This is a genomic window from Mesorhizobium sp. USDA 3734 (assembly GCF_056279665.1).
This window is the reverse complement of sequence record NZ_JBWCCW010000001.1, coordinates 1,220,629-1,242,420: the sequence shown is the minus strand read 5'-3', so window position 1 is coordinate 1,242,420 and position 21,792 is coordinate 1,220,629. Positions and strand designations below refer to the sequence as shown.

General features: G+C 62.5%; 20 protein-coding genes and 2 pseudogenes. 10 read left to right on the top strand and 12 right to left on the bottom strand.

Annotated features, from left to right (window positions below; all coding sequences use genetic code 11):
* Window positions 1-15: 15 nt before the first annotated feature.
* Both ACZ89F_RS05875 and ACZ89F_RS05870 read right to left on the bottom strand, forming a co-directional pair.
* On the bottom strand, window positions 16-468 hold the full coding sequence (locus tag ACZ89F_RS05875) for a TspO/MBR family protein (RefSeq protein ID WP_476090827.1): 453 nt from the start codon (window positions 466-468) through the stop codon (window positions 16-18).
* Window positions 469-543: 75 nt separating this feature from the next.
* Window positions 544-1,833: an RsmB/NOP family class I SAM-dependent RNA methyltransferase gene (locus ACZ89F_RS05870; RefSeq protein ID WP_476090826.1), complete on the bottom strand. Its 1,290-nt coding sequence runs from the start codon at window positions 1,831-1,833 to the stop codon at window positions 544-546.
* 182 nt (window positions 1,834-2,015) lie between these two features.
* Between ACZ89F_RS05870 and ACZ89F_RS05865 the strand changes: the two genes are divergently transcribed.
* Window positions 2,016-2,693: an MIP family channel protein gene (locus ACZ89F_RS05865; protein WP_476090825.1), complete on the top strand. Its 678-nt coding sequence runs from the start codon at window positions 2,016-2,018 to the stop codon at window positions 2,691-2,693.
* 118 nt (window positions 2,694-2,811) lie between these two features.
* Here ACZ89F_RS05865 and mocR read toward each other — a convergent pair whose 3' ends face one another.
* Window positions 2,812-4,281, bottom strand: coding sequence for a rhizopine catabolism transcriptional regulator MocR (gene mocR / locus ACZ89F_RS05860; protein ID WP_476090824.1), 1,470 nt, complete (start codon window positions 4,279-4,281; stop codon window positions 2,812-2,814).
* A gap of 98 nt (window positions 4,282-4,379) precedes the next feature.
* Between mocR and ACZ89F_RS05855 the strand changes: the two genes are divergently transcribed.
* The 6 genes and pseudogenes from ACZ89F_RS05855 to ACZ89F_RS05830 form a co-directional block, all read left to right on the top strand.
* Window positions 4,380-5,498, top strand: a complete 1,119-nt coding sequence (locus ACZ89F_RS05855) for a Gfo/Idh/MocA family protein (RefSeq protein WP_476090823.1) — start codon at window positions 4,380-4,382, stop codon at window positions 5,496-5,498.
* Entirely contained in the window at window positions 5,495-6,394 is a 900-nt protein-coding gene (gene iolE, locus ACZ89F_RS05850) for a myo-inosose-2 dehydratase (protein ID WP_476090822.1), read from the top strand. Before ACZ89F_RS05855 ends, iolE begins: the two co-directional genes overlap by 4 nt.
* Window positions 6,395-6,568: 174 nt before the next feature.
* A complete protein-coding gene (locus ACZ89F_RS05845; RefSeq protein ID WP_476090821.1) occupies window positions 6,569-7,465 on the top strand; it encodes a rhizopine catabolism ABC transporter substrate-binding protein in 897 nt (298 codons plus the stop codon).
* Between the two features lie 55 nt (window positions 7,466-7,520).
* The gene (locus ACZ89F_RS05840) at window positions 7,521-8,618 is read left to right on the top strand and encodes an ABC transporter permease (RefSeq protein WP_476090820.1); all 1,098 of its coding nucleotides are present in this window, start codon (window positions 7,521-7,523) and stop codon (window positions 8,616-8,618) included.
* Entirely contained in the window at window positions 8,618-9,412 is a 795-nt protein-coding gene (locus tag ACZ89F_RS05835) for an ATP-binding cassette domain-containing protein (RefSeq protein WP_476090819.1), read from the top strand. The genes ACZ89F_RS05840 and ACZ89F_RS05835 overlap by 1 nt, the downstream gene beginning before the upstream one ends.
* Window positions 9,413-9,465: 53 nt before the next feature.
* Window positions 9,466-9,597, top strand: a pseudogene (locus ACZ89F_RS05830) (aquaporin); the annotation flags it as partial.
* Window positions 9,598-9,666: 69 nt separating this feature from the next.
* On the opposite strand, the gene ACZ89F_RS05825 reads toward ACZ89F_RS05830, so the two are convergent.
* From ACZ89F_RS05825 to ACZ89F_RS05810, 4 genes are all read right to left on the bottom strand, one after another.
* Complete coding sequence (locus ACZ89F_RS05825) at window positions 9,667-10,473, bottom strand: amino acid ABC transporter ATP-binding protein (protein ID WP_476090818.1); 807 nt, start codon at window positions 10,471-10,473, stop codon at window positions 9,667-9,669.
* Window positions 10,470-11,411, bottom strand: a complete 942-nt coding sequence (locus tag ACZ89F_RS05820) for an amino acid ABC transporter permease (RefSeq protein WP_476090817.1) — start codon at window positions 11,409-11,411, stop codon at window positions 10,470-10,472. Before ACZ89F_RS05820 ends, ACZ89F_RS05825 begins: the two co-directional genes overlap by 4 nt.
* 137 nt (window positions 11,412-11,548) lie before the next feature.
* Window positions 11,549-12,406, bottom strand: a complete 858-nt coding sequence (locus ACZ89F_RS05815) for an ABC transporter substrate-binding protein (protein ID WP_476090816.1) — start codon at window positions 12,404-12,406, stop codon at window positions 11,549-11,551.
* Window positions 12,407-12,499: 93 nt separating this feature from the next.
* On the bottom strand, window positions 12,500-13,507 hold the full coding sequence (locus ACZ89F_RS05810; RefSeq protein ID WP_476090815.1) for an isopenicillin N synthase family dioxygenase: 1,008 nt from the start codon (window positions 13,505-13,507) through the stop codon (window positions 12,500-12,502).
* A gap of 101 nt (window positions 13,508-13,608) precedes the next feature.
* Between ACZ89F_RS05810 and ACZ89F_RS05805 the strand changes: the two genes are divergently transcribed.
* Both ACZ89F_RS05805 and ACZ89F_RS05800 read left to right on the top strand, forming a co-directional pair.
* Complete coding sequence (locus tag ACZ89F_RS05805; RefSeq protein WP_476090814.1) at window positions 13,609-14,553, top strand: nucleoside hydrolase; 945 nt, start codon at window positions 13,609-13,611, stop codon at window positions 14,551-14,553.
* 114 nt (window positions 14,554-14,667) lie between these two features.
* Window positions 14,668-15,342, top strand: a complete 675-nt coding sequence (locus ACZ89F_RS05800; RefSeq protein WP_476090813.1) for a TetR/AcrR family transcriptional regulator — start codon at window positions 14,668-14,670, stop codon at window positions 15,340-15,342.
* Between the two features lie 28 nt (window positions 15,343-15,370).
* Here ACZ89F_RS05800 and ACZ89F_RS05795 read toward each other — a convergent pair whose 3' ends face one another.
* Window positions 15,371-15,895, bottom strand: coding sequence for a hypothetical protein (locus ACZ89F_RS05795; RefSeq protein ID WP_476090812.1), 525 nt, complete (start codon window positions 15,893-15,895; stop codon window positions 15,371-15,373).
* Window positions 15,896-15,996: 101 nt separating this feature from the next.
* Here ACZ89F_RS05795 and ACZ89F_RS05790 point away from each other — a divergent pair, with 101 nt between their 5' ends.
* The gene (locus ACZ89F_RS05790; protein ID WP_476090811.1) at window positions 15,997-16,905 is read left to right on the top strand and encodes a LysR family transcriptional regulator; all 909 of its coding nucleotides are present in this window, start codon (window positions 15,997-15,999) and stop codon (window positions 16,903-16,905) included.
* A gap of 46 nt (window positions 16,906-16,951) precedes the next feature.
* On the opposite strand, the gene ACZ89F_RS05785 is transcribed toward ACZ89F_RS05790, so the two are convergent.
* The 4 genes and pseudogenes from ACZ89F_RS05785 to ACZ89F_RS05770 all read right to left on the bottom strand — a co-directional run.
* Window positions 16,952-17,908, bottom strand: a complete 957-nt coding sequence (locus ACZ89F_RS05785) for a calcium:cation antiporter (RefSeq protein ID WP_476090810.1) — start codon at window positions 17,906-17,908, stop codon at window positions 16,952-16,954.
* A 216-nt stretch (window positions 17,909-18,124) separates the two neighbouring features.
* A complete protein-coding gene (locus ACZ89F_RS05780) occupies window positions 18,125-19,897 on the bottom strand; it encodes an AMP-binding protein (protein WP_476090809.1) in 1,773 nt (590 codons plus the stop codon).
* Between the two features lie 75 nt (window positions 19,898-19,972).
* Complete coding sequence (hisG, locus tag ACZ89F_RS05775; protein WP_476090808.1) at window positions 19,973-20,671, bottom strand: ATP phosphoribosyltransferase; 699 nt, start codon at window positions 20,669-20,671, stop codon at window positions 19,973-19,975.
* A gap of 4 nt (window positions 20,672-20,675) precedes the next feature.
* Window positions 20,676-21,791, bottom strand: a pseudogene (locus tag ACZ89F_RS05770) (ATP phosphoribosyltransferase regulatory subunit); the annotation flags it as partial.
* Window position 21,792: the final 1 nt, after the last annotated feature.

Sequence of the window (21,792 nt, the reverse complement as noted above, 5' to 3'; positions counted from 1 at the left end):
CGATCCAAGGTCGCACTAGTTCAACCAGAGAAGCGAAGCGTTGAGCAAAGCGGCGAACGCCACCCATGCCGCGTATGGCACAAACAGCCAGCCGGAAGGCCGATCGCGGTTCCAGACCCTGGCGATGAACAGGACGATGGTGGCGAGAAGAAGCGCGATGACAAGCAGAGCCGGCCCCATCATCCTGGCACCGAAGAACGTTGGCGACCACAGGAAATTCAGGACAAGTTGGGTACCCCAGATCTTCATCGCGCCCCCCGTGGGCTCCCGCTGCCATGTCCGCCAGCCGGCCACGGCGATCAGCACATAGAGCAGTGTCCAGGCCGGTCCGAAGACCCAGTTCGGCGGGTTGAAGGGCGGCTTGGCCAGCGACTTGTACCATTCGCCCGGCAGCGTCGCGTAGCCGATCAGCAGGCCACCACCCAACACCACGATGAGAAAGAGCAGAAGCGACAGATATCTTTGCAAGGATTTCCCCATTGATGGGCGGCCGACGCCGCGCATCTGAAACTGGGACGCTGTCGTCATCTGTCAACGGCAGCGTCAGTTTGCCCGGCGCAGCGCACAGAAGTAAAACCCGTCGGTGCCGCTCAGCGCTGGCGACAGCGAGATGTCGCCTTTGGCACCGATGCGTGCGGCCGCCTCATGGCCGGGAAAACGGCCGTCCCAGAGCGCGCGATGGTCGACCGGGACAAATCCGTTGTCACGATCCCGAAAGGCCGCGACCTGCTCGCCATTCTCCTCATCGAAGACCGAGCAGGTGATGTAGACCAGCAGGCCGCCGGGTTTTACATAGGCCTTGGCCGCATCGAGGATCGCCGATTGCTCGCCCTTGCGGGCATCGAGCTGTCTTTGCGTCAACCGCCATTTGGCATCGGGACGGCGCCGCCAGGTGCCGCTGCCGGTGCAAGGCGCGTCGACCAGCACGATGTCCATGTGGTTGGCGAGGGGGGCGAGTTCGGCCGGCTTGGTGACGATCTGGACATTGCGGTTTTCCGAGCGGCGAATGCGGTCGAAGATCGGCGCCAGCCGCGCCTTTTCGGCATCGTGGGCAAAGATCTGGCCACGGTTGTCCATCGAAGCCGACAATGCCAGCGTCTTGCCGCCGGCGCCGGCGCAGAAATCCAGCACCTGCATGCCGGCTTGCGCCCCGGCAAGGGCGGCCGCCACTTGCGAGCCTTCGTCCTGGACCTCGAACCAGCCTTTCTGGAAGGCCGGCTCGGCCTGGACGTTCGGGTGCCTGCCGTCGCCGTCGATCGGCGGGATGCGGATGCCGTGCGGGGCTATTGCCGCGGGTTTCGCGCCGGTTCCCGTCAGTTCGGCCAGCACCTTGTCGCGACTGGCCTGCAAGGTGTTGACCCTGAGATCGAGCGGCGGGCGTGTCGCCAGCGCCGCACCCTCATCGACCCAAGCGGAGCCAAAGGCTCGCTCGAAAAGCGGCGCGCACCAGTCGGGAACATCCGCCCGCACCGCGTCCGGCGCATCGGCAAGCCGTTGCCCGGCAATCGCCTGAAGCTCGGCGGCGGTCAGCAGCGGCGGTGCGAACTTGTCGCCATCGAGCGCGTCGTTGAGCGACTGGGCCGTCTGGCCCCATTCGAGCAGCAGCGCGCCGAAGCCGATGGCGCGCGGCGTGTCCTCGCCCAGCAGCCAGCCGGCGGAACGCTTGTGGCGCAAGGCGTCATAGACGATGTTGCCGATCGCCGCGCGGTCACCGCCGCCGGCGAAGCGATGCGACAGGCCCCAATCCTTCAGCGCGTCCGCCACCGGCCGGTGGCGCCGGCCGATGTCTTCCAGCACTTCGATGGCCGCAGCCAGCCGTCCGCCAAGTCGCATGGTCTTGTTCCGTTACGCAGAAAATTATTCCGGCCCTGCTCTAGAGCGCGCAACCGGCGCGCACAAGCAGGCCGGCCAGCACAACCGCTCTGCTTTCCAACTTTTCTGGTTGCGAATACTCTTTCGGTTGTGATTCGCGGCGCGGAAAAGGCGGACCGGCGGGTCGACACGAGGAGAGGGCAATGAAGACTTATCTGGCGGAAGTTCTAGGCACATTTCTATTGGTGTTCATCGGTACGGCTTCGGTGGTGACGGGTGGCTTCGGCGGTGCGCTGCCGCTCGGCCAGGAAGGCATCGGTCTGGCGTTCGGCATCGGCCTGATTGCGGCGGCCTATGCGATCGGCCCCATTTCGGGCGCGCATCTCAATCCGGCGGTGACGCTCGGCGTCTTCCTTGCCGGCCGCCTGCCGGCCAAGGATGTCATCCCCTACTGGATCGCGCAGGTCATCGGCGGCGTCCTTGCTTCGCTGGCGCTGTGGATCATCGTCTCCGGCCAGGTTGGCGGACACACCACAGGCTTCGGCGCCAATGGCTGGGACGTGGCAAAATGGGGTGTCAGCTCGGCATTCCTGTGGGAAGTGATCGGCACCTTCACCTTCGTCACCGTGATCCTGGGCGTCACGGCTGAAAAGCACTCGACGGCGTTCGCCGGGCTGGTCATCGGCCTGACGCTGGCAGGGTTGCACTTCGCCATCATCCCGGTGACCGGCACGTCGCTCAACCCGGCCCGTTCGATCGGCCCGGCGCTGTTTTCGGGAAGTGCGGCGATCGGCCAGCTCTGGCTGTTCATCGTTGCACCGTTGATCGGCGGCGCCATTGCCGGGGTCGTCGCCAAGGCACGCATCTTCGAGAAGGACTGAGTTTCGAAAGCTCGGACATCGAGAGGCGCGGGTCAGGTCCGCGCCTTTTTTTGTTGGCCATAGACCCATCCAATTCTCGCCAACGGCTCGGCCTCAAAACAATGATTAATCTCGCATTTTACCCGAGATCAGGTGTTCTTGAGAAACAGGTTTTCAGCAGGGTCCGAAATTTCTGCATAGTCTTTTCGGTCGCCTGCGCATCGGCAGCCGCAAAGCCCATGACAAGACCGTTCTGTTTCGTGCCATGACGGTACTGAATCGACAAGGCTGATACATTGATCCCGTGCTGGAGCGCCGCCTCGGCAATCGACGTGTCGTTACATCTCTCGCGGAAAATGCCGACAACCTGGATGCCGGATTCGGTGGCGTGGAAATCCAGCCATTCTCCGAGATATCTCTGGGAGCTTTCCAGGAAGAATTGCCGCCTTTCCGAGTAGAGACGCCGCATGCGTCGAAGATGGCGAGTAAAGTGCCCCTCGTTCATGAAGTCGGCCAGTGCAGCCTGGGTAAGCAGTGGGGCAAACTGGCCGGTCACGCTCAGCGCCGAGACGATCGTAGGGTCTATGGCCTTGGGCGCCACCAGAAAGCCGAGGCGCATGGCTGGAAACAGTATCTTCGCGAAGGTGCCGACATAGACCACGCGATTTGACGCGCCGATGCCCTGCAGCGCAGGAATCGGCTGTCCTTGAAAACGGTATTCGCCGTCATAGTCATCCTCGATGATCCATGAGCGCCAGGTCTCGGCCATGTGCAGGAGATTGAGCCGCTGTTCCATCGGCATGGTTATGCCGAGAGGGTGATGGCAGGAGGGCGTCACAAAAATCATGCGCGGAATGACAGGCGGTGGATCAAGGTCCCACCCTGCATTGCTCACCCGCAGCGGGGCCAGTTTCGCTCCCGCCGAGACGAAAGCCGAACCCGCGCCGTAGTATCCTGGCTCCTCCATCCATACCGTGTCGCCTTCATCTATCAGCAGCCGAGCCAGAAGATCGAACGCCGACTGGGCACCATTGGTCACGACGATCTGTTCGGGGCTGCACTTCACGCCCCGCGAAGCCGTGAGATAGCGAGCTATGGCTTCGCAAAGAGGAGGATAGCCTTTGACGTGATAGGTTCCGAAAAGGTCGATGTGCGCGAATTTTGCACGGCGACTGAGCAGCTTGGACCAGGTGTTGAAAGGAAAGTTATCCGGGTCCGGCATGCCGGGGTGAAATGCCAGCATACCGGGCCGGCCATGATGGTAGGGTTGGGCGAGCATAGTCTGCCCACGCAAGGATATTGGGTTCTCGTCCGCTGCCGAGACATGTTCCTGCACGGTCGAACGGGTTGGTAGATCCATCACCACCGAGGGCCTACGCGGCCGCATGGCCAGGTAGCCTTCCAGCGCCAGCTGGTCGCAAGCGGCAATCACGGTGTTGCGGCCAACGTGCAGATCCCGCGCCATAACCCGTGTCGAGGGCAGCGCGTGACCGCTCGGCAACACACGGTGCTCGATCAGATCACGCAACTGGACATAGATCTGCCGATGCAAATTGGCGGGGCTGTCGCGATCCAGTGAAATGCCGTCGATTGGAAAGCTGGTCTTCATTGTGGTTCCAAAAAATCAAAGCGATCTGGTTCTAACAATGGAACCAAAGCAGTCCTAGGCTCAAGAAAAATGCGATCAGGTTCAGATGGGGCTGACCGATGCAATGCATAAGGGTGGGTGTGATCGGTGCCGGTGGCGTTGCCCAGGTCGAACACATTCCCAATCTGCTCAAATTGCACCGGCAGTTCGAGGTCCTCGGGGTCTATGATCCGTCGCAGAAAGTCCGCGCCTTTGTCGAAGAGGAGTTCGGCCTCAGGACATTTGCCGAGCTCGATGAGCTTCTTGCGATGCCGCTTGACGCCGTAGTCATAGCTTCGCCGGATGCGTTGCATCTGGAACAGAGTCTCGCTGCCCTCGCCAGGGGCCTGCACGTCTTCTGCGAAAAGCCGCTTTGCTACAGCGCCGAGGACATTGACGAATTGATCGTCGCCAGGGGCCGCGCCGGAACGGTACTTCAGGTCGGCTACATGAAGCGTTTCGATCCGAGCTACGAGGCGGCACTGAAAATGCTGCCGGGCACGGCGCAAGCGCTTCGCTACGTTTCGGTCGAGGTCAATGATGCCGACGCGTGGCCCTTCGTACGTCATCATTCCACATGCCGGGGGGACGACGTCGCGGCGATGTTGATTGCCTCGACCACAGCCAAGCAGCGCGAGCAGGTGGAACGCGCCTTGCCCGGTATAGACGACACGGACGCCTTTCGCGGCTTCGTTGGCGCTTACTGTTCGTCGATCGTGCATGACGTGAACGCCATCCACGGGTTGCTCGACGCGCTCGGAGTCGCGGACGGCGAAATTGTTGGTGGCTCGCTTTTTGCCAAGGGCGAAGGCGGCCAGGGCGCCGTACGGCTGCTCGATGGCCAGGCACTGTGGAACATGGTGCATCTGGCCGTACCGGGACTGGCCGACTACCGCGAGCGCATCACTCTCTACTTCGACGATGCCTCGCTGGAACTGGAATTTCCCTCGCCTTATCTCAACCACCAGCCGACGCGCCTGACCGTGCGCACAAGTGACGGCCACACCCTCTCCAGCCGGGAGATTCGAAGCGGCTACGAAGCGGCGTTTGTCGAAGAGTTGAAAGGTTTTTGGTCGGCGATCGTCGAAGGCACGCCGGTGCGCAACACGGCCGAACACGCTCGTCGCGACATGGTGCTTCTGGTCGGCCTCACGCGGCATCACCTTGCCCAACTCAAGCAATCAGGAGTTCGCCCGTGAAGGTTCGCGTCGGCATCAATCCCATCACCTGGACCAACGATGATGTGCCGGAACTCGGCGGCGATACGCCACTCGAGGTCTGTCTTCGTGAAACCAAACAGGCCGGCTATTCCGGCACCGAGCTTGGCGGCAAGTTTCCGCGGCGGTCGGCTGAACTGAAGCCTATCATGGAGCAGTATGGACTTGCCGTGATCTCCGGCTGGTATGATGGCCGTTGCGACGAGAAGGATGTCAGCGCGGAAATGGATGCGATCACGCCGCATCTCCAGCTTCTGAAGGATATGGGCTCGACCCATGTCGTCTATGCCGACACCTCGCGAGGGCGCCACAATGCCATTTGGGGGCCGATCTCGCAGCGCCCGGCTCTTGGCACTGAGGAATGGCCGGCCTACGGCAGAAAACTGACCGCGCTGGCCGAGAGGATGGCGGATCTCGGCGTGCGCATGGCCTTTCATCACCATATGGGGACCATCGTCGAGACCGATGCCGAGGTGGGCTCGCTGATGCGACACACCGGCGAGGCGGTAGGCCTTCTCTATGACACCGGCCATTCGATATTTTCAGGCGGCGACCCGCTGGCTTTGATCAAGGCGCATGTCAAACGCGTCGTGCATGTGCATTGCAAAGACGCGCGCAAAGCCGTCCTTGATCGTGCCCGCGCAGGCGACATGAGTTTCATGGACGCGGTCATGGAAGGGATCTTCACGGTCCCCGGTGACGGATTCATCGATTACCCGGCCATTTTGCGGGTGCTTGCCGACAACGGTTACAGTGGCTGGATGGTCGTCGAGGCCGAGCAGGATCCCAACAAGGCCAACCCGCTGACCTATGCGACAATGGGATTCCAAAATCTCTCGCGCATGGCCAGGGGAGCCGGATTTACCGTCATGGAATGATCGAGGCCGCGATGCGGCCTCCAAGGGAACCAGTGCTGATGAATGAAACTGGACTGAAGGGGCAACTGGACTGCCGACCGTAACTGCGGCGGCGGAAAACAAACAGGAGGTTCTATGTTTTCGCTCGCGAAATTAATAAAGCCTGCGCTCGGCCTTTTGGCCGGCGTCACACTGATGACAGCGGCCACGAGCCTTGCGGCCGCCGACGATACGCGCGTGGTATTTGTGACCCATGGCCAGAGCGGCGATCCGTATTGGTCGGTCGTGAAGAACGGCATGGACGACGCGGCCAAGACCCTGGGCGTCAAGGCTGAATATCTGGCGCCCGAAACCTTCGACATGGCCAAGATGGCGCAGATGATAGACGCCATTGCAGCCTCGAAGCCTGACGGAATGGTTGTTTCGATCCCCGACGCGGCGGCTCTGTCAGCGCCTGTCAAGAATGCCATTGCCGCTGGCATCCCGGTCATCGTCATCGATTCCGGTGGCTCCAAACTGACGCATGACCTTGGCGGCCTGCTGTTCATGGGCCAGGACGAGTTCCAGGCGGGCGTCATGGCGGGCGAGCGCATCAAGGCGCTCGGCCTCACCAAGGCAGTCTGCGCCAATCATGAAGTGGGCAATTCGAGCCTTGATGACCGCTGTGCCGGCTTCGCCAAAGGTCTTGGTGTCGATGTTCCGGTGATGAACGGCGTCATTGACCCGACCGAAATGAAGAACCGCGTGATCGCCTATATGACCGCTCATGCCGATACACAGTTCATTCTCGCCGTCGGCGCCAGCGGCGCCGAACCGACGCTGGCCGCGCTTGATGAATTGGGCCTCTCTGGCAAGGTGAAGACTGGCACATTCGACCTTTCTCCCACGATCCTGCAGGCCGTAGTTGCCGGCAAGATGGAATGGGGTATCGACGCCCAGCAATATGCCATGGGCTATATACCGGTCGCCATGTTCGACCTTTGGAAGAAGTACAAGATCATGCCGATCGCCGACTATCCGACGGGGCCTGGCTTCGTCACCAAGGATACCGCCGCCTCGGTCATCGAGCTGGCAAAACTGGGCAAGCGTTGACAGTTCGCGGCCGGGCATCAGCCCGGCCGCCTTCACTGACGAAGGTAACGCATCCATGACTGCAGAGCTTCGCGACGAGCGGGTCCGCTCCGTCTCCCGCCTGAGCCGTCTTCTGAGCAGGCCGGAGCTTGGCGCGGCGGCCGGAACCGTTCTGGTCTTTGTGTTCTTCGCCATCACGGCGGGAAATACGGGGCTTTTCAGCGCCAAGGGCATCATCAATTTCCTTGAAGTCTCGGCCCAGCTTGGCATTCTCGCTGCGCCCGTGGCCCTTTTGATGATCGCGGGTGAGTTCGACCTGTCGGTCGGCTCGATGATCGGGTTTGCCGGAATCCTGATCGCCATCCCCTCCGTATTCTGGGGCTGGCCGATCTGGCTTTCGCTGCTGTTTTCCTTCGCAGTTTGCGGCGGCATCGGTGCGCTCAACGGGCTCGCCGTCGTCAGGACCGGCCTGCCCTCCTTCATCGTGACGCTTGGAAGCCTGTTCATGCTGCGCGGCCTGACGCTCGGTCTCACGCGCGGCATTTCAGGGCGGACCCAGGTTTCCGGCGTGCATGAACTGGCGGCGAACGATCCTCTCAACAGCCTGTTTTCGGGACAAGTGTTTTCCGGTCTGATCGCGTGGCTTTCGGACATCGGCCTTGTCGGCAAGCGGGCAGACGGCCTGCCGTCGATATCAGGAATTCCAGTGTCGATCGTCTGGTGGATCGTATTGACCCTAGGCTGTACGTGGCTGCTGACGCGCAGCCGCTTCGGCAACTGGATCTTCGCTGCGGGAGGTGAAGCCAATGCCGCGCGCAACCTCGGCGTGCCGGTGGCGCGCACCAAAATCACGCTGTTCGTCATGACGGCCATGGCGGCGGCGCTCTTTGCGGCCATCCAGGTCCTGGTCACCGGCTCTGCCGACACGCTGCGCGGCACCCAGAAGGAATTCGAGGCCATCATCGCCGTCGTCATCGGCGGCACGCTGCTCACCGGTGGCTACGGATCGGCCATAGGCGCCATGTTCGGCGCATTGATCTTCGGCGTGGTGCAAATGGGCATCTTTTACACCGGCATCGACACAGACTGGTTCAAGCTGTTCATGGGTGCCATGATGGTCATCGCGGTGCTGTTCAACAGCTATGTGCGCAACCGCGCCATGAGGAGCCGGTGATGGCCGAGCCCTATGTCGAACTGAGATCGGTCAGCAAGTATTTTGGGTCGGTCGTCGCGCTGAAAGACGTGTCTTTCGATGTATGTCCCGGTGAGGTGCATTGCCTGCTCGGCGACAATGGCGCCGGTAAGTCGACGCTGATCAAGACGCTATCCGGCGTCTACACCCCTGACGAAGGTGAAATCCGCGTACAGGGCAAGCCCGCAAGGTTTGCCTCACCGGCCGATACGCGCAACAGCGGCATTGCCACCGTCTACCAGGACCTCGCCTTGGTGCCACTGATGAGCGTGGCGCGAAACTTTTTTCTCGGGCGCGAGCCGATGCGAAAGTTCGGACCGATCCGACAGTTTGACACCGAGTTCGCGAACCGCACCGCGTATGACGAGTTGGCGGCGATGGGAATCCAGCTGCGCGATCCCGAGCAACCCGTCGGCACGCTTTCAGGCGGCGAGCGTCAGTGCCTGGCTATCGCCCGCGCCGTATACTTCGGCGCCAAGGTTCTGATCCTGGATGAGCCGACATCGGCGCTGGGAGTCCATCAGGCATCCGTGGTTTTGAAGCTGATCGTGCAGTCCAAGGCGCGCGGCATCGGCGTCATCTTCATTTCCCACAACGTTCATCACGCCTATGTGGTTGGCGATCGCTTCACGCTGTTGAAGCGCGGCAAAAGCACCGGCACTTACGCAAAGGGCGAAATTGATCGCGATCAGTTGCTCAATCTGATGGCGGGCGGCAAGGAACTGATCGATCTGGAGCAGGAACTGACCAAACCGGCCAGAAGCAGCCCGGCTTGAGGCGCGCTGGTCAATAACCCTTGTGCCCGACCTTCTGATAGGCGTGATGCTTTCGGTCGATCGGCCTGGCGCTGTTTTCGGGAACTGCGGCGATCGGCCAGCTCTGGCTGTTCATCGTTGCACCGTTGATCGGCGGCGCCATCGCCGGCGTCGTCGCCAAGGCACGCATCTTCGAGAAGGACTGAGCTTTGGAAGGCTGAACAAAAAAGGCGCGGGCCAGGTCCGCGCCTTTTTCTTTGGTGGATGCCTTGCCGTCAAAGCACCCGCGACAGGAACTCGCGGGTTCGCGGCGATACCGGATTGGCGATCATCTCGCGCGGAGCGCCGCGTTCGATGATCACGCCGCCATCCATGAACACCAACTGATCACCGATCTCACGGGCAAAGCCGATCTCGTGGGTAACCACGACCATCGTCATGCCGCTTTCGGCCAGATCGCGCATGACCTGCAGTACCTCGCCGACCAGTTCGGGATCGAGCGCCGATGTCGGCTCATCGAAGAGCAGAACCTTGGGCTTCATCGCCATGGCCCGCGCAATGGCGACACGCTGCTGCTGGCCGCCGGACAGTTCCCTTGGATACCGGTCGACCTTGTCCAGGAGACCAACGCGCCGGAGCAGGATCTCCGCTTCGGCCTTTGCCTGGTCCGGCGGGATGCGCCGCACCTGCGTCGGCGCCTCGATCAAATTCTCCATCACGGTCATGTGGGAGAACAGGTTGAACGACTGGAACAGCATGCCGGTCTCGGCACGCCGCTGGCAAAGCAGGTCGTCCTTGACCTCGTAGAGCTTGTCGTCCCTGAGGTCGTAGCCGACGAACTGGCTGTCGACGAGCAGGATGCCGGCGCTAAGCTTCTCGAGATGGTTGATGCAACGCAGGAATGTGCTCTTGCCGGAACCCGAAGGGCCGATGATACAGGCGACCGATCCGGCGGGTACGTCGAGATCGACCCCCTTGAGAACCTCGAGCGGACCATAGGACTTTCGCACGCCGCGCGCGAAAACCATGGAGTCGGCTGGCACGCCGAAGCGGGCGCGATTTTCGTCCTTCACGTCGCTCATCGGGACATGCCCCGCAGACTGATGACATTGCGCAGGAAGCGCCTCGTCATGGGATCGCGGCGCGTGTCGCTGCGACCAAAATGGCGCTCGAGGAAATGCTGTCCCACCGACATGATGCTGACCACAGCGAGATACCAGAAGGCGACCACGATCAGCAGCGGGATTGTCTCGAAGGTGCGCGCATAGATGCTCTGCGCCGAGTAGAACAGATCGTCGACGGCGATGAACGTCACCAGCGACGTCATCTTCAGGAGGTTGATGGCTTCGTTGCTGGTTGGCGGTAGCACGAAGCGCATCGCCTGCGGCAGCGTGATGCGCTTAAGGATCATGCGGTAGGGCATGCCAAGCGCGCTCGCCGCCTCGGCCTGGCCCGACGGCACCGACTTGATGCCGGCTCTGATGATCTCGGCCATGTAGCCCGCCTCGCACAGGGAAAGGGCAACGACCGCAGAAAAGAACGGCGTCATGAAATCATTGGTGCGCACGGAAAACAGCGTGCCGACAAACGGGATGGTCAAAGAGACCTCGCGCACGAGCAGCGACAGGTTGAACCAGAAGATCAGCTGTATCAGGGCCGGTACGCCGCGGAAAAACCAGACGTACAGACCCGCGAATGAACGCAGCACCGGGCTTGGCGACACGCGCATGATGGCAATGACCGTGCCGACAATGATCGCCAATATCATGATCACGCCGGTCAGCATCAAGGTGTTGCCGAGGCCGCGCATAACAGAGGGATGCAGGAGGTAACCCACGACCGTGGGCCAGGCAAAGGCAGGGTTGCTGGCGAAGGCCCGGATGACGAGGAACGCCAACAACAGGGCCAGCGCGGTGCCGACCCAGATGCCGTAGCGGCGCTGCGGCACGACGGTCAGGCGCGAAACCGCCTCGGCGACGCCTGGCTCGATGCGTATCTCGGTTGGGTGGGCCACGCCCATCTCGGCTTCTCCTGGTCTTGATCCGCAAACGGCGCCCGATGCGAGACCGGGCGCCGACAATCGCTCCCACATGCGTGCGAAAAGCACGATGCGAACTTTCAAAGTCTCAAAGCGCGTCCGAAGGGACGCACAAGGCCTCAGTCGGCGCGCAGCGCCTCCATGGTGCCGACGAAATAGGGCTCCTTGATTGCGTAGGCGCCCATGCCGTATTTGTCGAGAACAGCCTTGTAGGTGCCATTCTTGAACAGTTCGGAGAGTGCGCCCACCATCATGTCGGCGGTCTCCTTGTCGTCCTTGGCGATCGCCATGCCGAGCGGCGCGACTTCATAGAGGGTCGGCAGCACCACAAGCTGGCCCTTGCTGGTGACCTCGAAATAGCTCGATGCGGTCGCATCGTCCATGCGGGCGTCGACGCGGTCGGACAGCACCGCCTGGACGATATCCGTCGACGAGTTGAAGACCGATTTTTCGATCGCCGCCTGGCCCTTGCCGGAGCACTCCGTGCTCAGCTTGTCGACCAGGAAATCCGATGCGCTGCCGGCCGAGACACCGATCCGCTTGCCGCAGAGCGGGGTGTCGCCGCTGAAACTCGCCTTCTTGTCCGGCGACGTCGAAACGGCCAGGCCGGCCTTCAGGAACATGACGAAATCGACCTGCTTGAGCCGTTCGGGCGTGGCCGAGAACGTCTCCCAGGCGACCTTGAAACGGCCGGCCGCCAACCCCGGTATCATTGAGGGGAAAGGCGTGCGCGCCACGTCCAGCTTGGCGCCGACCAGCTTGGCCACCTCACCGGCCAGTTCGATAATGATCCCGGTCTGCTTGCCCTCTGCGTCGAGATACTCGAACGGCGCATAGTCCAGCGTGTTGGCGACGGTCAGCATGCCGGTCCGCTGGACCTCGGCCGATTTCGTCACCTCGGCGGCGCCCGAAGGTCCGCCCCAGGCTACGGCAAGTGCAGCCAGCGCGAAGCCGGCCATCTGCAAATGTGCTCTCATTTTCGTTCCCCTTTTTTGATTACAACGGTTCTTGCAGTCTGCTCTCCAATCCGGGCCTCGCGTCCGCACCGACGCAGCCAAGCATTGATCCGTCTATGAACCGGCCGCTTCCGCAGCCTTTTTCTTGCGGTAGTGATAGTTCTTGTCGATGCGCTCCATCAGATAGTCGCCGTAAAGCACCGGCTCATATTTCGGCTGGCTACCGGCCGGCACGCAGACCGGCAGCGCTTCGATCGTTTCATCCATCGACGGGTCGAAGAAGAAGGGCTGGGAATAACGCTCACGCCCCGACCGGTTGATGACGCGATGCGGCGTCGAGACGAACTGGTCGTTCGACCAGCGCGCCAGGATGTCGCCGACATTCATCACGAAGGAGTCCGGGACCGGCGGCGCGGGAACCCAGTCGCCCGCCTTGTTCTTGACTTCCAGGCCGCCGACATTGTCCTGCGCCAGCAGTGTGATGAAGCCGTAATCGGTGTGCGGGGCAGAGCCGAAAAGCCCCTCTTCCTGGGGCTGCGTCGGATAGTGCAGCAACCGCAGGAAGGTCGTCGGCTGATCGAAATAGCGGTCGAGACTGTCGGTCGGAAGCCCAAGCGAAAGCGCGATGGCGCCGACCATCTTGCGGGCCAGCGTGCTCATCTCATCGACATAGCGTTCAATGATGGGCCGGAAGTCGGCGAGTGCTGCCTCGTCCGGCCACTGGTTGGGACCCTGCAGCGGCTTGTCGGCCAACGCCCTGGGGTCGTCGGCCTCGACCTCGTGCATGAAGAAGATCGATTCGCTCTGGTTCGGCTTGCTCACGGTCGCCACCGACGACGTCACGATGGTGGAGCCGGCAAAGGGCAGGTAGCCGCGGAAATTCCTGTCGATCTTCAGCGCCAGTTTCTGCTCGTCGGGCAGAGCGAAGAAGCGCTTGCTGGCTTCGCGAACCGCCTCGACGTCGGCACGCGGGATCGGGTGCCCGACGACATAGACGAAGCCAATCGTCTCGAGATGGCTGCGCAGTGTCGCCGCCGTCGCGGCGATCGCATCCTGGTCGCCGCCGTAAAGCGCCGACACGTCGAGGATCGGAATTTCGGAAAAGTCGCCGCGTGCGTCCATTCGAACACCTTGTCTTGAACATAAGATACAGTACTGTATTTCTACACATCCAAATCGCCTCAGCAATAGGCTTTCGAACGCAACGGGAAAAACGCGGCACAATGGCACCACGCAAGATAATCATCGACACCGATCCTGGTCAGGATGACGCGTTTGCAATCCTTTTCGCGCTCGGTTCGCCAGCCGAACTCGAGGTGGTCGGCATCACGACGGTCGGCGGCAACGTGCCGCTCGCCCTGACGTCGAAGAACGCGCTCAAGGTCGTGGAACTGGCCGGGCGGTCCGATTTGCCGGTCTTTGCCGGCTGCCCGGCGCCGATGGTGCGCAAGCTGATCACGGCCGAATATGTCCACGGCGAAACCGGCCTCGATGGCGCCGATCTGCCCGAACCTGTTACGCCGTTGCAGGGCGAACACGCGGTCAACTATTTGGTGCGCACGATCATGAATGCGCCGGAAGGCGAGTTGACCGTCTGCACGCTCGGCCCGATGACCAACCTGGCCATGGCCATGACCATGGAACCGAAAATCATCCCCCGGCTGCGCGAAGTCGTGCTGATGGGCGGCGGCTTTTTCCAGGGCGGCAATGCCACGCCTGCCGCGGAGTTCAACATCTTCGTCGATCCGCATGCCGCGCACAAAGTGTTCGACAGCGGCGCGCCGGTGACGATGGCCGGCATCGACTGCACCTACACCGCCCTGATGACGCCCGAATGGCTCGACGCCCTGCGTGCCACGGGCAGTCGCGCGGCGATCGAGGCCGCCAACATGGCCGACTTCTATCGCCAATACGGCACCCATAAATTCGCGACCGCGGCACGCCCTATCCACGATGCGTGCGTCACCGGTTACCTGCTGGCGCCCGAAATCTACGAGCAACGCCAGTGCGCCGTGACGGTCGATATCGTCTCGCCGGAGACCATAGGCATGACCGTCGTCGACTGGTGGCATGTCACCGGCCGCCGCAAGAACTGCAACGTCCTGCGCCGGATCGATCCGGCTCCGTTCTTCGCGCTGATGCTGGAGCGGATCAGTGCACTGCCCTGAAAATGCGTGTTCAGCGATAGACGGTGACACGGAGAATTGCGAAGCAGTCAGGGGTCGGTTCGATTGGCGAATCGGCCATGCGCATTGCGCGCGGCGACGAAGGTCTCGAATCCGATGAACGAGAAAGGCGCGCTGGCGAAAACGAAAAAAACGCCTCGACCGGCGGCGCGATCAAAAGCGGCGCGGCAGACGCTGAGCCGCGAGGCCTGGATCGCGGCGGCGCGCAAGGTGCTCGAAAAGCGTGGCATCGGCGAGGTAAAGATCGACCGCCTGGCGCAGCAATTGAAGGTCACGCGCGGCAGCTTCTATTTCCATTTTGCTAGCCTGGCGGACCTGCGCGGCGGCCTCTTGCAGGAATGGCGCAACAGCAACTGCGCGCCGTTCTGGGCAATGCGGGAGATTCACGACATAGACGGCCTGCAGTTCTTCACCGACATCGTGCATGTCTGGGTGGATGAAGCCCCTTTCAGCCCGCTGCTTGACCTGGCCGTGCGCGATTGGTCGCGGACGTCGAAAAAGCTCGCCCAGGAGGTCAAGGATATCGACGATCTGCGCATCGAGCTGCTCATCCGGTCGTTCCGCGCCATGGGCTATTCGCAGGACGAGAGCATCGTGCGGGCGCGCATCACCTATTTCCATCAGATCGGCCAGTACGCACTGTCCTTCAAGGAAGACCCGGCCGTGCGCCGCCGCTACCAGCCGCTGTTCGGAGAAGTGCTGCTCGGACCGCTTGTGCAGGAGCCGGGTACGGCGCCGAGGCCGTCGGAGATGCGGAGCGGGCGGCGTTAGCATCCGAAGACGGACCTTCTTCGATCCTCTAGGAAACAGTCGCACCGTCTGCGATGGCGCGAGTCGCGCTCCGGTGAGGACGCAGCAGAAAATAGAATGCGGCAATGTGCGTGATCATCAGCAGCGGCACATAAATGACGGGGATCGCATAGGCAGCGCCCAGTTCTTCCGCGTGTGCAGGAAGGCCGACCTGGATGGCATGGTAATAGTCGATGACGAGTTCGACTGTGCCTACGAGATTGAAGGCGACGACGAACGGCCAGAATAGCCGAGGTAGCCTCACCGTGAGCAGCGCCAGCATGGCCAGCAGCCCTGTTGCAAAGTCACCGTAGGCGGCGAACACGGCGAAGCCGGCTGGGAGATCGAGGCCCACGACGCCCGGCAGGATGAAGACGAGCCCGAAGAAGCGGAAGCTGTGCAGAGTGGCGATAGCACGTTGCGCCGCGACCCGGTCCATTGAGCTCAGCCACGGCAGACCGTATGCGCCGAAGCAGAGCAGCCACGCGACGTAGCCTAGAACGAGATGGGTTTGGAACAGCATTTCCGTGGACATTTGGCCTCCTGTCAGCAGCTGGTTCACGCGGCCCCTGCTTCAGTCGGTTACCTCTAAGCCCGCTTCCATAGTTCGACTACCCGGTGTAATCACAACAACCTATGAAGCAGAACTACACAGTCCGGCACGGTGCGCTGGAGGGCGTCGAGGTTTTCCTGACCGTCGCCAGGCGCCGCAACTTCCGCCGTGCGGCCGCCGATCTCGGCGTGACGCCGTCCGCCGTGAGCCAGGCGGTGCGCACGCTGGAGGCTCGCATAGGTGCTGCGCTGTTCGTGCGCACGACGCGAAGCGTCGGTTTGACCGAGGCTGGTCAGCGGTTCCTCGATCGTGCAGGCCCCGCCTTCGAGGAACTCGTCGCGGCAGGCGAGGCCGCGCGCGATGTCGGCCAGCGGCCGACCGGTCTGCTACGCCTGTCCGTACCCCGCGCCGTCGTGCCGTTGATCCTGGAGCCGATGATCGCGTCGTTCTGCCGAACCTATCCCGAGATCGAACTGGAGATCGCCGCGAGTGACGAGATGGTCGATCTCGCGGCCGGCGGGTTCGATGCCGGCATCCGCCTTGGCCAGTTCATCGCGCCCGACATGGTCGCTGTGCGGCTGACGCCGTCGTTCCCGTTCGTGGTCGTCGGCAGCCCGGACTATATCGAGCGCCACGGCAGCCTCGAGCATGTCGAGGACTTACGCCACCACGCCTGCTTGCGCTTGCGCCGCTCGAACGGCGCCATCGCACCCTGGTCCTTCGTCGACGGCAACGGGGCGATCGAAGCGATGGTCTCAGGCCCGCTGATCGCGCACGACTACCCGACGTTGCTCGGGGCCGCGATGCAGGGCATCGGGCTGGCACAGGTGCCGCGACCCGTCGCCGAAGCTCCGATAGAACAGGGAAAACTCAAATCGGTGCTGGACGACGTCGCCGCCACGACGCCGGGCGTCTTCCTCTATCATCCCGGCAAACGCCAGGTCCTGCCGAAGCTGCGCGCCTTCATCGATCACCTCAAATCCGCGGCCTGAGGTAACGAAGGTGCCGCACCTTGGCGCTTCGGTTGCACCGGAGCCTTCATGGTATAAATATCAGAAATACATAAGTAAAAAATACTACAAGATGGACCATTCCGGTCAAGAACGTCGTTCTTTCAGTGCTGAAGCTTACATTGCATATGAAAAGCGCCAAGACCAAAAGGACCGCATCAGCAGCCGGCAGCCCCAGGGTCACTCCTCTCCCCGTCAGCAGGCTGGCGGCTGCGACTCCCGGTATGGTCAGGCCGATCGTGGCGCAAGCCGAACCCATCGCGACATTCAAGCCGCGCTGCAGCTCGTTGTTGAGTGAAGCGCGCACCGCCGAAATGGCCTCCGGCATCAACACCAGCCCCGCGATCATTGCCCCCACAATGCTGTCAGCCTGGGTTACCTGGTAGGCAACGAGCGTATCTTCGACGCTTGCCGCGACCTGCTCGGCGAGCATGACAATTCCGATCAGCCCGGCCATCAGCAGCAGAGCGCTGGCAGAGATGTTCTCGTGAGGGGCAGCGCGCACCGAAACGTCGTGTGGTTGTCCCTGGATAAAGTCTTCCCGGTGCCGGACGGTCTGCGCGAACACGAAGCTTGCATAGAGCAACACTGAAAGGACGCTGACGAAACCAAGTTGGGCTGCCGAAAACGTGCCGGGACCCGTGGTCTGGGTGTAGGTCGGCAGAATAAGCGTCATGACGGTCAGCGCGATCAGAACCGCCAGATAGGCACTGGTCCCTTGCCGCACGATGGCCTGCTTGCGATGACGCCAGCCGCCAAGCGCGAGACACATGCCGACAACGCCGGTGGATGCGATCATCACCGTCGAGAAGACGGACTCCCGTGCCAGCGTCGGGTTGTTCTCTCCATGCAGCATCATGGAAACAATGATCGACACTTCGATCGCCGTGACGGCAAACGTCAGCACCAGCGTGCCGTACGGCTCCCCTACCCGCCGAGCTACCGCCTCGGCGTGGTCGAGCACCACGAAAATGGTGACGAACATGATCGCACTCGAAAGCGCTCCGACAAGGACCCTGGTGCTCGGCGAACCTACGTCTACCGACAGCCCGCTGGCTCTGACGGCGACAGCCATCACCAAGGCGGCCAGCGGCATCGCATAAGAAGTCACTGATCGTCCGAAACCGCTCATGCAAGCCCCTGCGCGCTTCTGCGAACCGTGGCTGCATTCGCGCACCGACAGATCGAAGCGTTCATCCGTTCACGCCGTCTTCTGCGTCACCAATCCCAGTTCCTCGACCATCGCATTGCGCATCAGGAACTTCTGCGGCTTGCCGGTCACCGTCATCGGCAATTCGCTGCGGAAGCGGATGTGGCGGGGGATCTTGTAGTGGGCTATCTGGCCGGCGCAGAAATTCCTGATCTCCTGCTCGGTGGCGATCTGGCCGGGCTTGAGCACGATCCAGGCGCAGAGCTCCTCGCCATATTTGGCGTCGGGAATGCCGAACACCTGCACTTCCCTGACCTTGGGATGGCGATAGAGAAATTCCTCCACCTCTCTGGGATAGACGTTCTCGCCGCCGCGGATGACCATGTCCTTGACCCGGCCGACGATGTTGCAATAGCCCTCTGCGTCTATTGTTGCGAGGTCGCCGGTGTGCATCCAGCCGTCGGTGTCGATCGCCTCGCGGGTCTTGTCGTCGTCGTCCCAATAGCCCTTCATCACCGAATAGCCGCGCGTGCAAAGCTCGCCCGGCGCGCCGACGGCGACGGTGGCGCCATCGGCATCGACCGCCTTGACCTCGACATGAGGGTGGATGCGCCCGACGGTCGAGACGCGCTTTTCCAGCGGGTCGTCGACGCCGCTCTGGAACGAGACCGGGCTTGTTTCGGTCATGCCATAGGCGATGGTCACCTCTTCCATGTGCATCAGCGACACCACCTTCTTCATCACCTCGATCGGACAGGGCGAACCAGCCATGATGCCGGTGCGCAGGCTGGAGAGATCGAAGGAGGAAAACTCGGGGTGATCGAGGAGTGCGACGAACATGGTCGGCACGCCATAGAGCCCGGTGCAGCGTTCCTGCGCCACCGCCTTCAGCGTGGCGCCGGGATCGAACCCCTCGCCTGGGAATACCATGGTGGCGCCTTTCGACACGCAGCCCATCGTGCCCATCGACATGCCGAAGCAATGATAGAGCGGCACCGGGATGCAGAGCCGGTCGTCGACGGTCAGCTTGATCGCCGAGGTGACGAAATTGCCGTTGTTGACGATGTTGTTGTGGGTCAGCGTCGCGCCCTTGGGCGCCCCTGTCGTGCCGGACGTGAACTGGATGTTGATGGCGTCGCCGGGCTTCAGCCCCTCCGAGATGCGGTCGAGGCTGTCGTGCTCGTCGCGGCCGGCCATGGCCAGCACGTCGCCGAAATTGAACATGCCGGGTGAGTTCTCATCGCCCATGCGGATGACGATCTTCAGCGCCGGCAGCTTTTGCGCCTTGAGCTTGCCCGGCGTGGCCTTCGCGATCTCAGGCGCCAGCGTCTCGATCATGCCGAGATAATCCGAGGTCTTGAATTTGGCCGCCGTGACCAGCGCCTTGCAGCCTACCTTGTTCAAGGCATAGTCGAGCTCGGTCAGTCGATAGGCGGGGTTGATGTTGACCAGGATCAGGCCGATGCGGGCAGTGGCGAATTGCGTCACCAGCCATTCCCAGCGGTTGGGCGACCAGATGCCGAGGCGATCGCCCTTTTCGAGGCCCAGCGCCAGGAAGCCGGCGGCCAGCGCATCGACCGTGTCCGACAGTTCGCTCCAGGTGAAGCGCTTGTCCTGGTCGACGAAGACGGCGGCGTCTTGCGTGGCATATTTGCTGGCCGTGTCGGAAAACAGCGCGGGGATTGTCTTGTTGAGCAGCGGCACCGTGCGCTCGCCTGAGACATGCGCCTTGCCGTCGACGGGTGCGACGAAGGTGCCGCCATTGTGCGCTCCGCGTCCGCGCAAATTGGTGGCGTTCTTCAGCTCGTCGAGATTGACTGGCATCGCTCTCTCCTCCCGGGACTGGCCGAGCCTATCAGCCTGCCGGGATGGAGGAAATCCCGTCCATGGTACTGGGGTCTATCCGACCTGGGATGCCATCCTGGCGGCAATGTCGCGCAAGACTGCTTCATCGGCCACCGCTCGCGCCTTGCGCGACGCCACGAGACAGGCCTGCGAGCGCAGGACGAGGCCATCGCCCAGCACCTTGAGATGATTGGCGCGCAACGTCGAGCCTGACGTGGTGATGTCGACGATGACATCGGCCAGTCCCGCCGCCGGCGCCCCCTCGGTGGCACCTAAGCTCTCGACGATGCGGTAGACCTGGATGCCGTGTTTCTGCGAAAAGAATTGCTGGGTCAATCGCCAGTACTTGGTGGCAATGCGCAGCCGCCTGCCGTGACGCTGGCGAAAATCGGCGGCGACGTCGTCGAGATCGGCCATGGTGTCGACGTCGAGCCATATGTCGGGCACGGCCACCACGACATCGGCATTGCCGAAGCCAAGACGGGCGACGATTTCGGCGCGGGTCTCCCAGTCGGCGAGGTTCTCGCGCACCAGATCCTCGCCGGTGATGCCGAGATCGACCGTGCCCTGGCCGATCTCTCCCGCAATCTCGGAAGCCGACAGGAACGCCACTTCGACATTGTCCAGGCCCTCGACGCGGGCGTGGTACTTGCGCTCGTCGCCGGGCAGACTGACGGCGAGCCCTGCCTTGGCCAGCACGTCCAGCGCCTGTTCCTTGAGCCGGCCTTTCGACGGAACCGCCAGCGTGATCATGGCGCGCCGTCTCCCGCAACGCCTCGATGCGGTCGAGCCAGACGGAAAAGCCGACGCCGGGGATCGGCGTCTTCGCACCGAGCAGGGTCAGCAGCCGGTCATAGCGGCCGCCACCGGCCAACGGCCGGTCGCCATTGTCAGCCGCGATTTCGAAAACCAGCCCGGTGTAGTAATCGAGCGGGCGGCCGAAGGCGGCGTCGTAACGGATTTTTCCAGCCGGCAGGCCATGCGTCTCGATCGCCTTGGCGCGGGCAGCGAACTTCTCCAGCGCCGTCTCAAGCGAAAGCCCGGCATCGCTGGCGAAGGTCGCCAGCGCCTCGGACGCGCTATCGAGTGGCACGTCGATCGCCAGAAAGCCCTTCAGCGCCGCGAAGGCCTCGTTCGACAGCCGCACGCTGCGCAATTCGGCTTTCTCGATCAGCCGCCGGGCAATGTCGGACGGTGCGCGTCCGGCGGAGGCCGACAAGCCTGCCTCTTCCATGCCACTGGTGATGTGCGCAGAAAGACCGTCCAGGTCACCGTCGAGGACAAGGGCAGCGACCGGCCCGGAGAGCTGGCTGTTGCGCGGCGGATTGGCGAGGTCGGCGAGTGCCGCCTCAAGCATCGGCGCCGAGCCGAAGGCGCGGGCAAGGCGCATGCGCCAGCCGCGCGGCAGCCCAAGGGCGGCCAGCACCGCCTCGAAAATGGTCTGGTCGCCGAGCGTGACCGCCAGCGCCTGGCCAGGCAGCACCAGCGACAGCAGCGCGTGCGCGTCGGCCAGCGAACGGGCATCGGCCTCGGCGGTGTCACGGTCGCCGAGATCCTCGATGCCGGCCTGGAAGAACTCGTTGCCGCCTTCGCGGCGCTGGCGAAACACCTCGCCGAGATAGGAATAACGGCGCGGCGTGCCGGCCTGCGAACTTATGTGATCAAGGCAGACCGGGATGGTGAACTCCGGCCGCAGGCACAATGTCTGGCCGGTCTCGCTTTCGGTGAGGAATATCCGGCGGCGCAAATCCTCGCCGGCCATATCGAGGAACGGGTCGGCCGGCTGCAGCACGGCAACCTCGACCGCATGCGTGTTGCGGCTGGCGAAGAGGTTTGTGATGTCGGCTGATATGGCGGGGTAGCGGGATGTCACT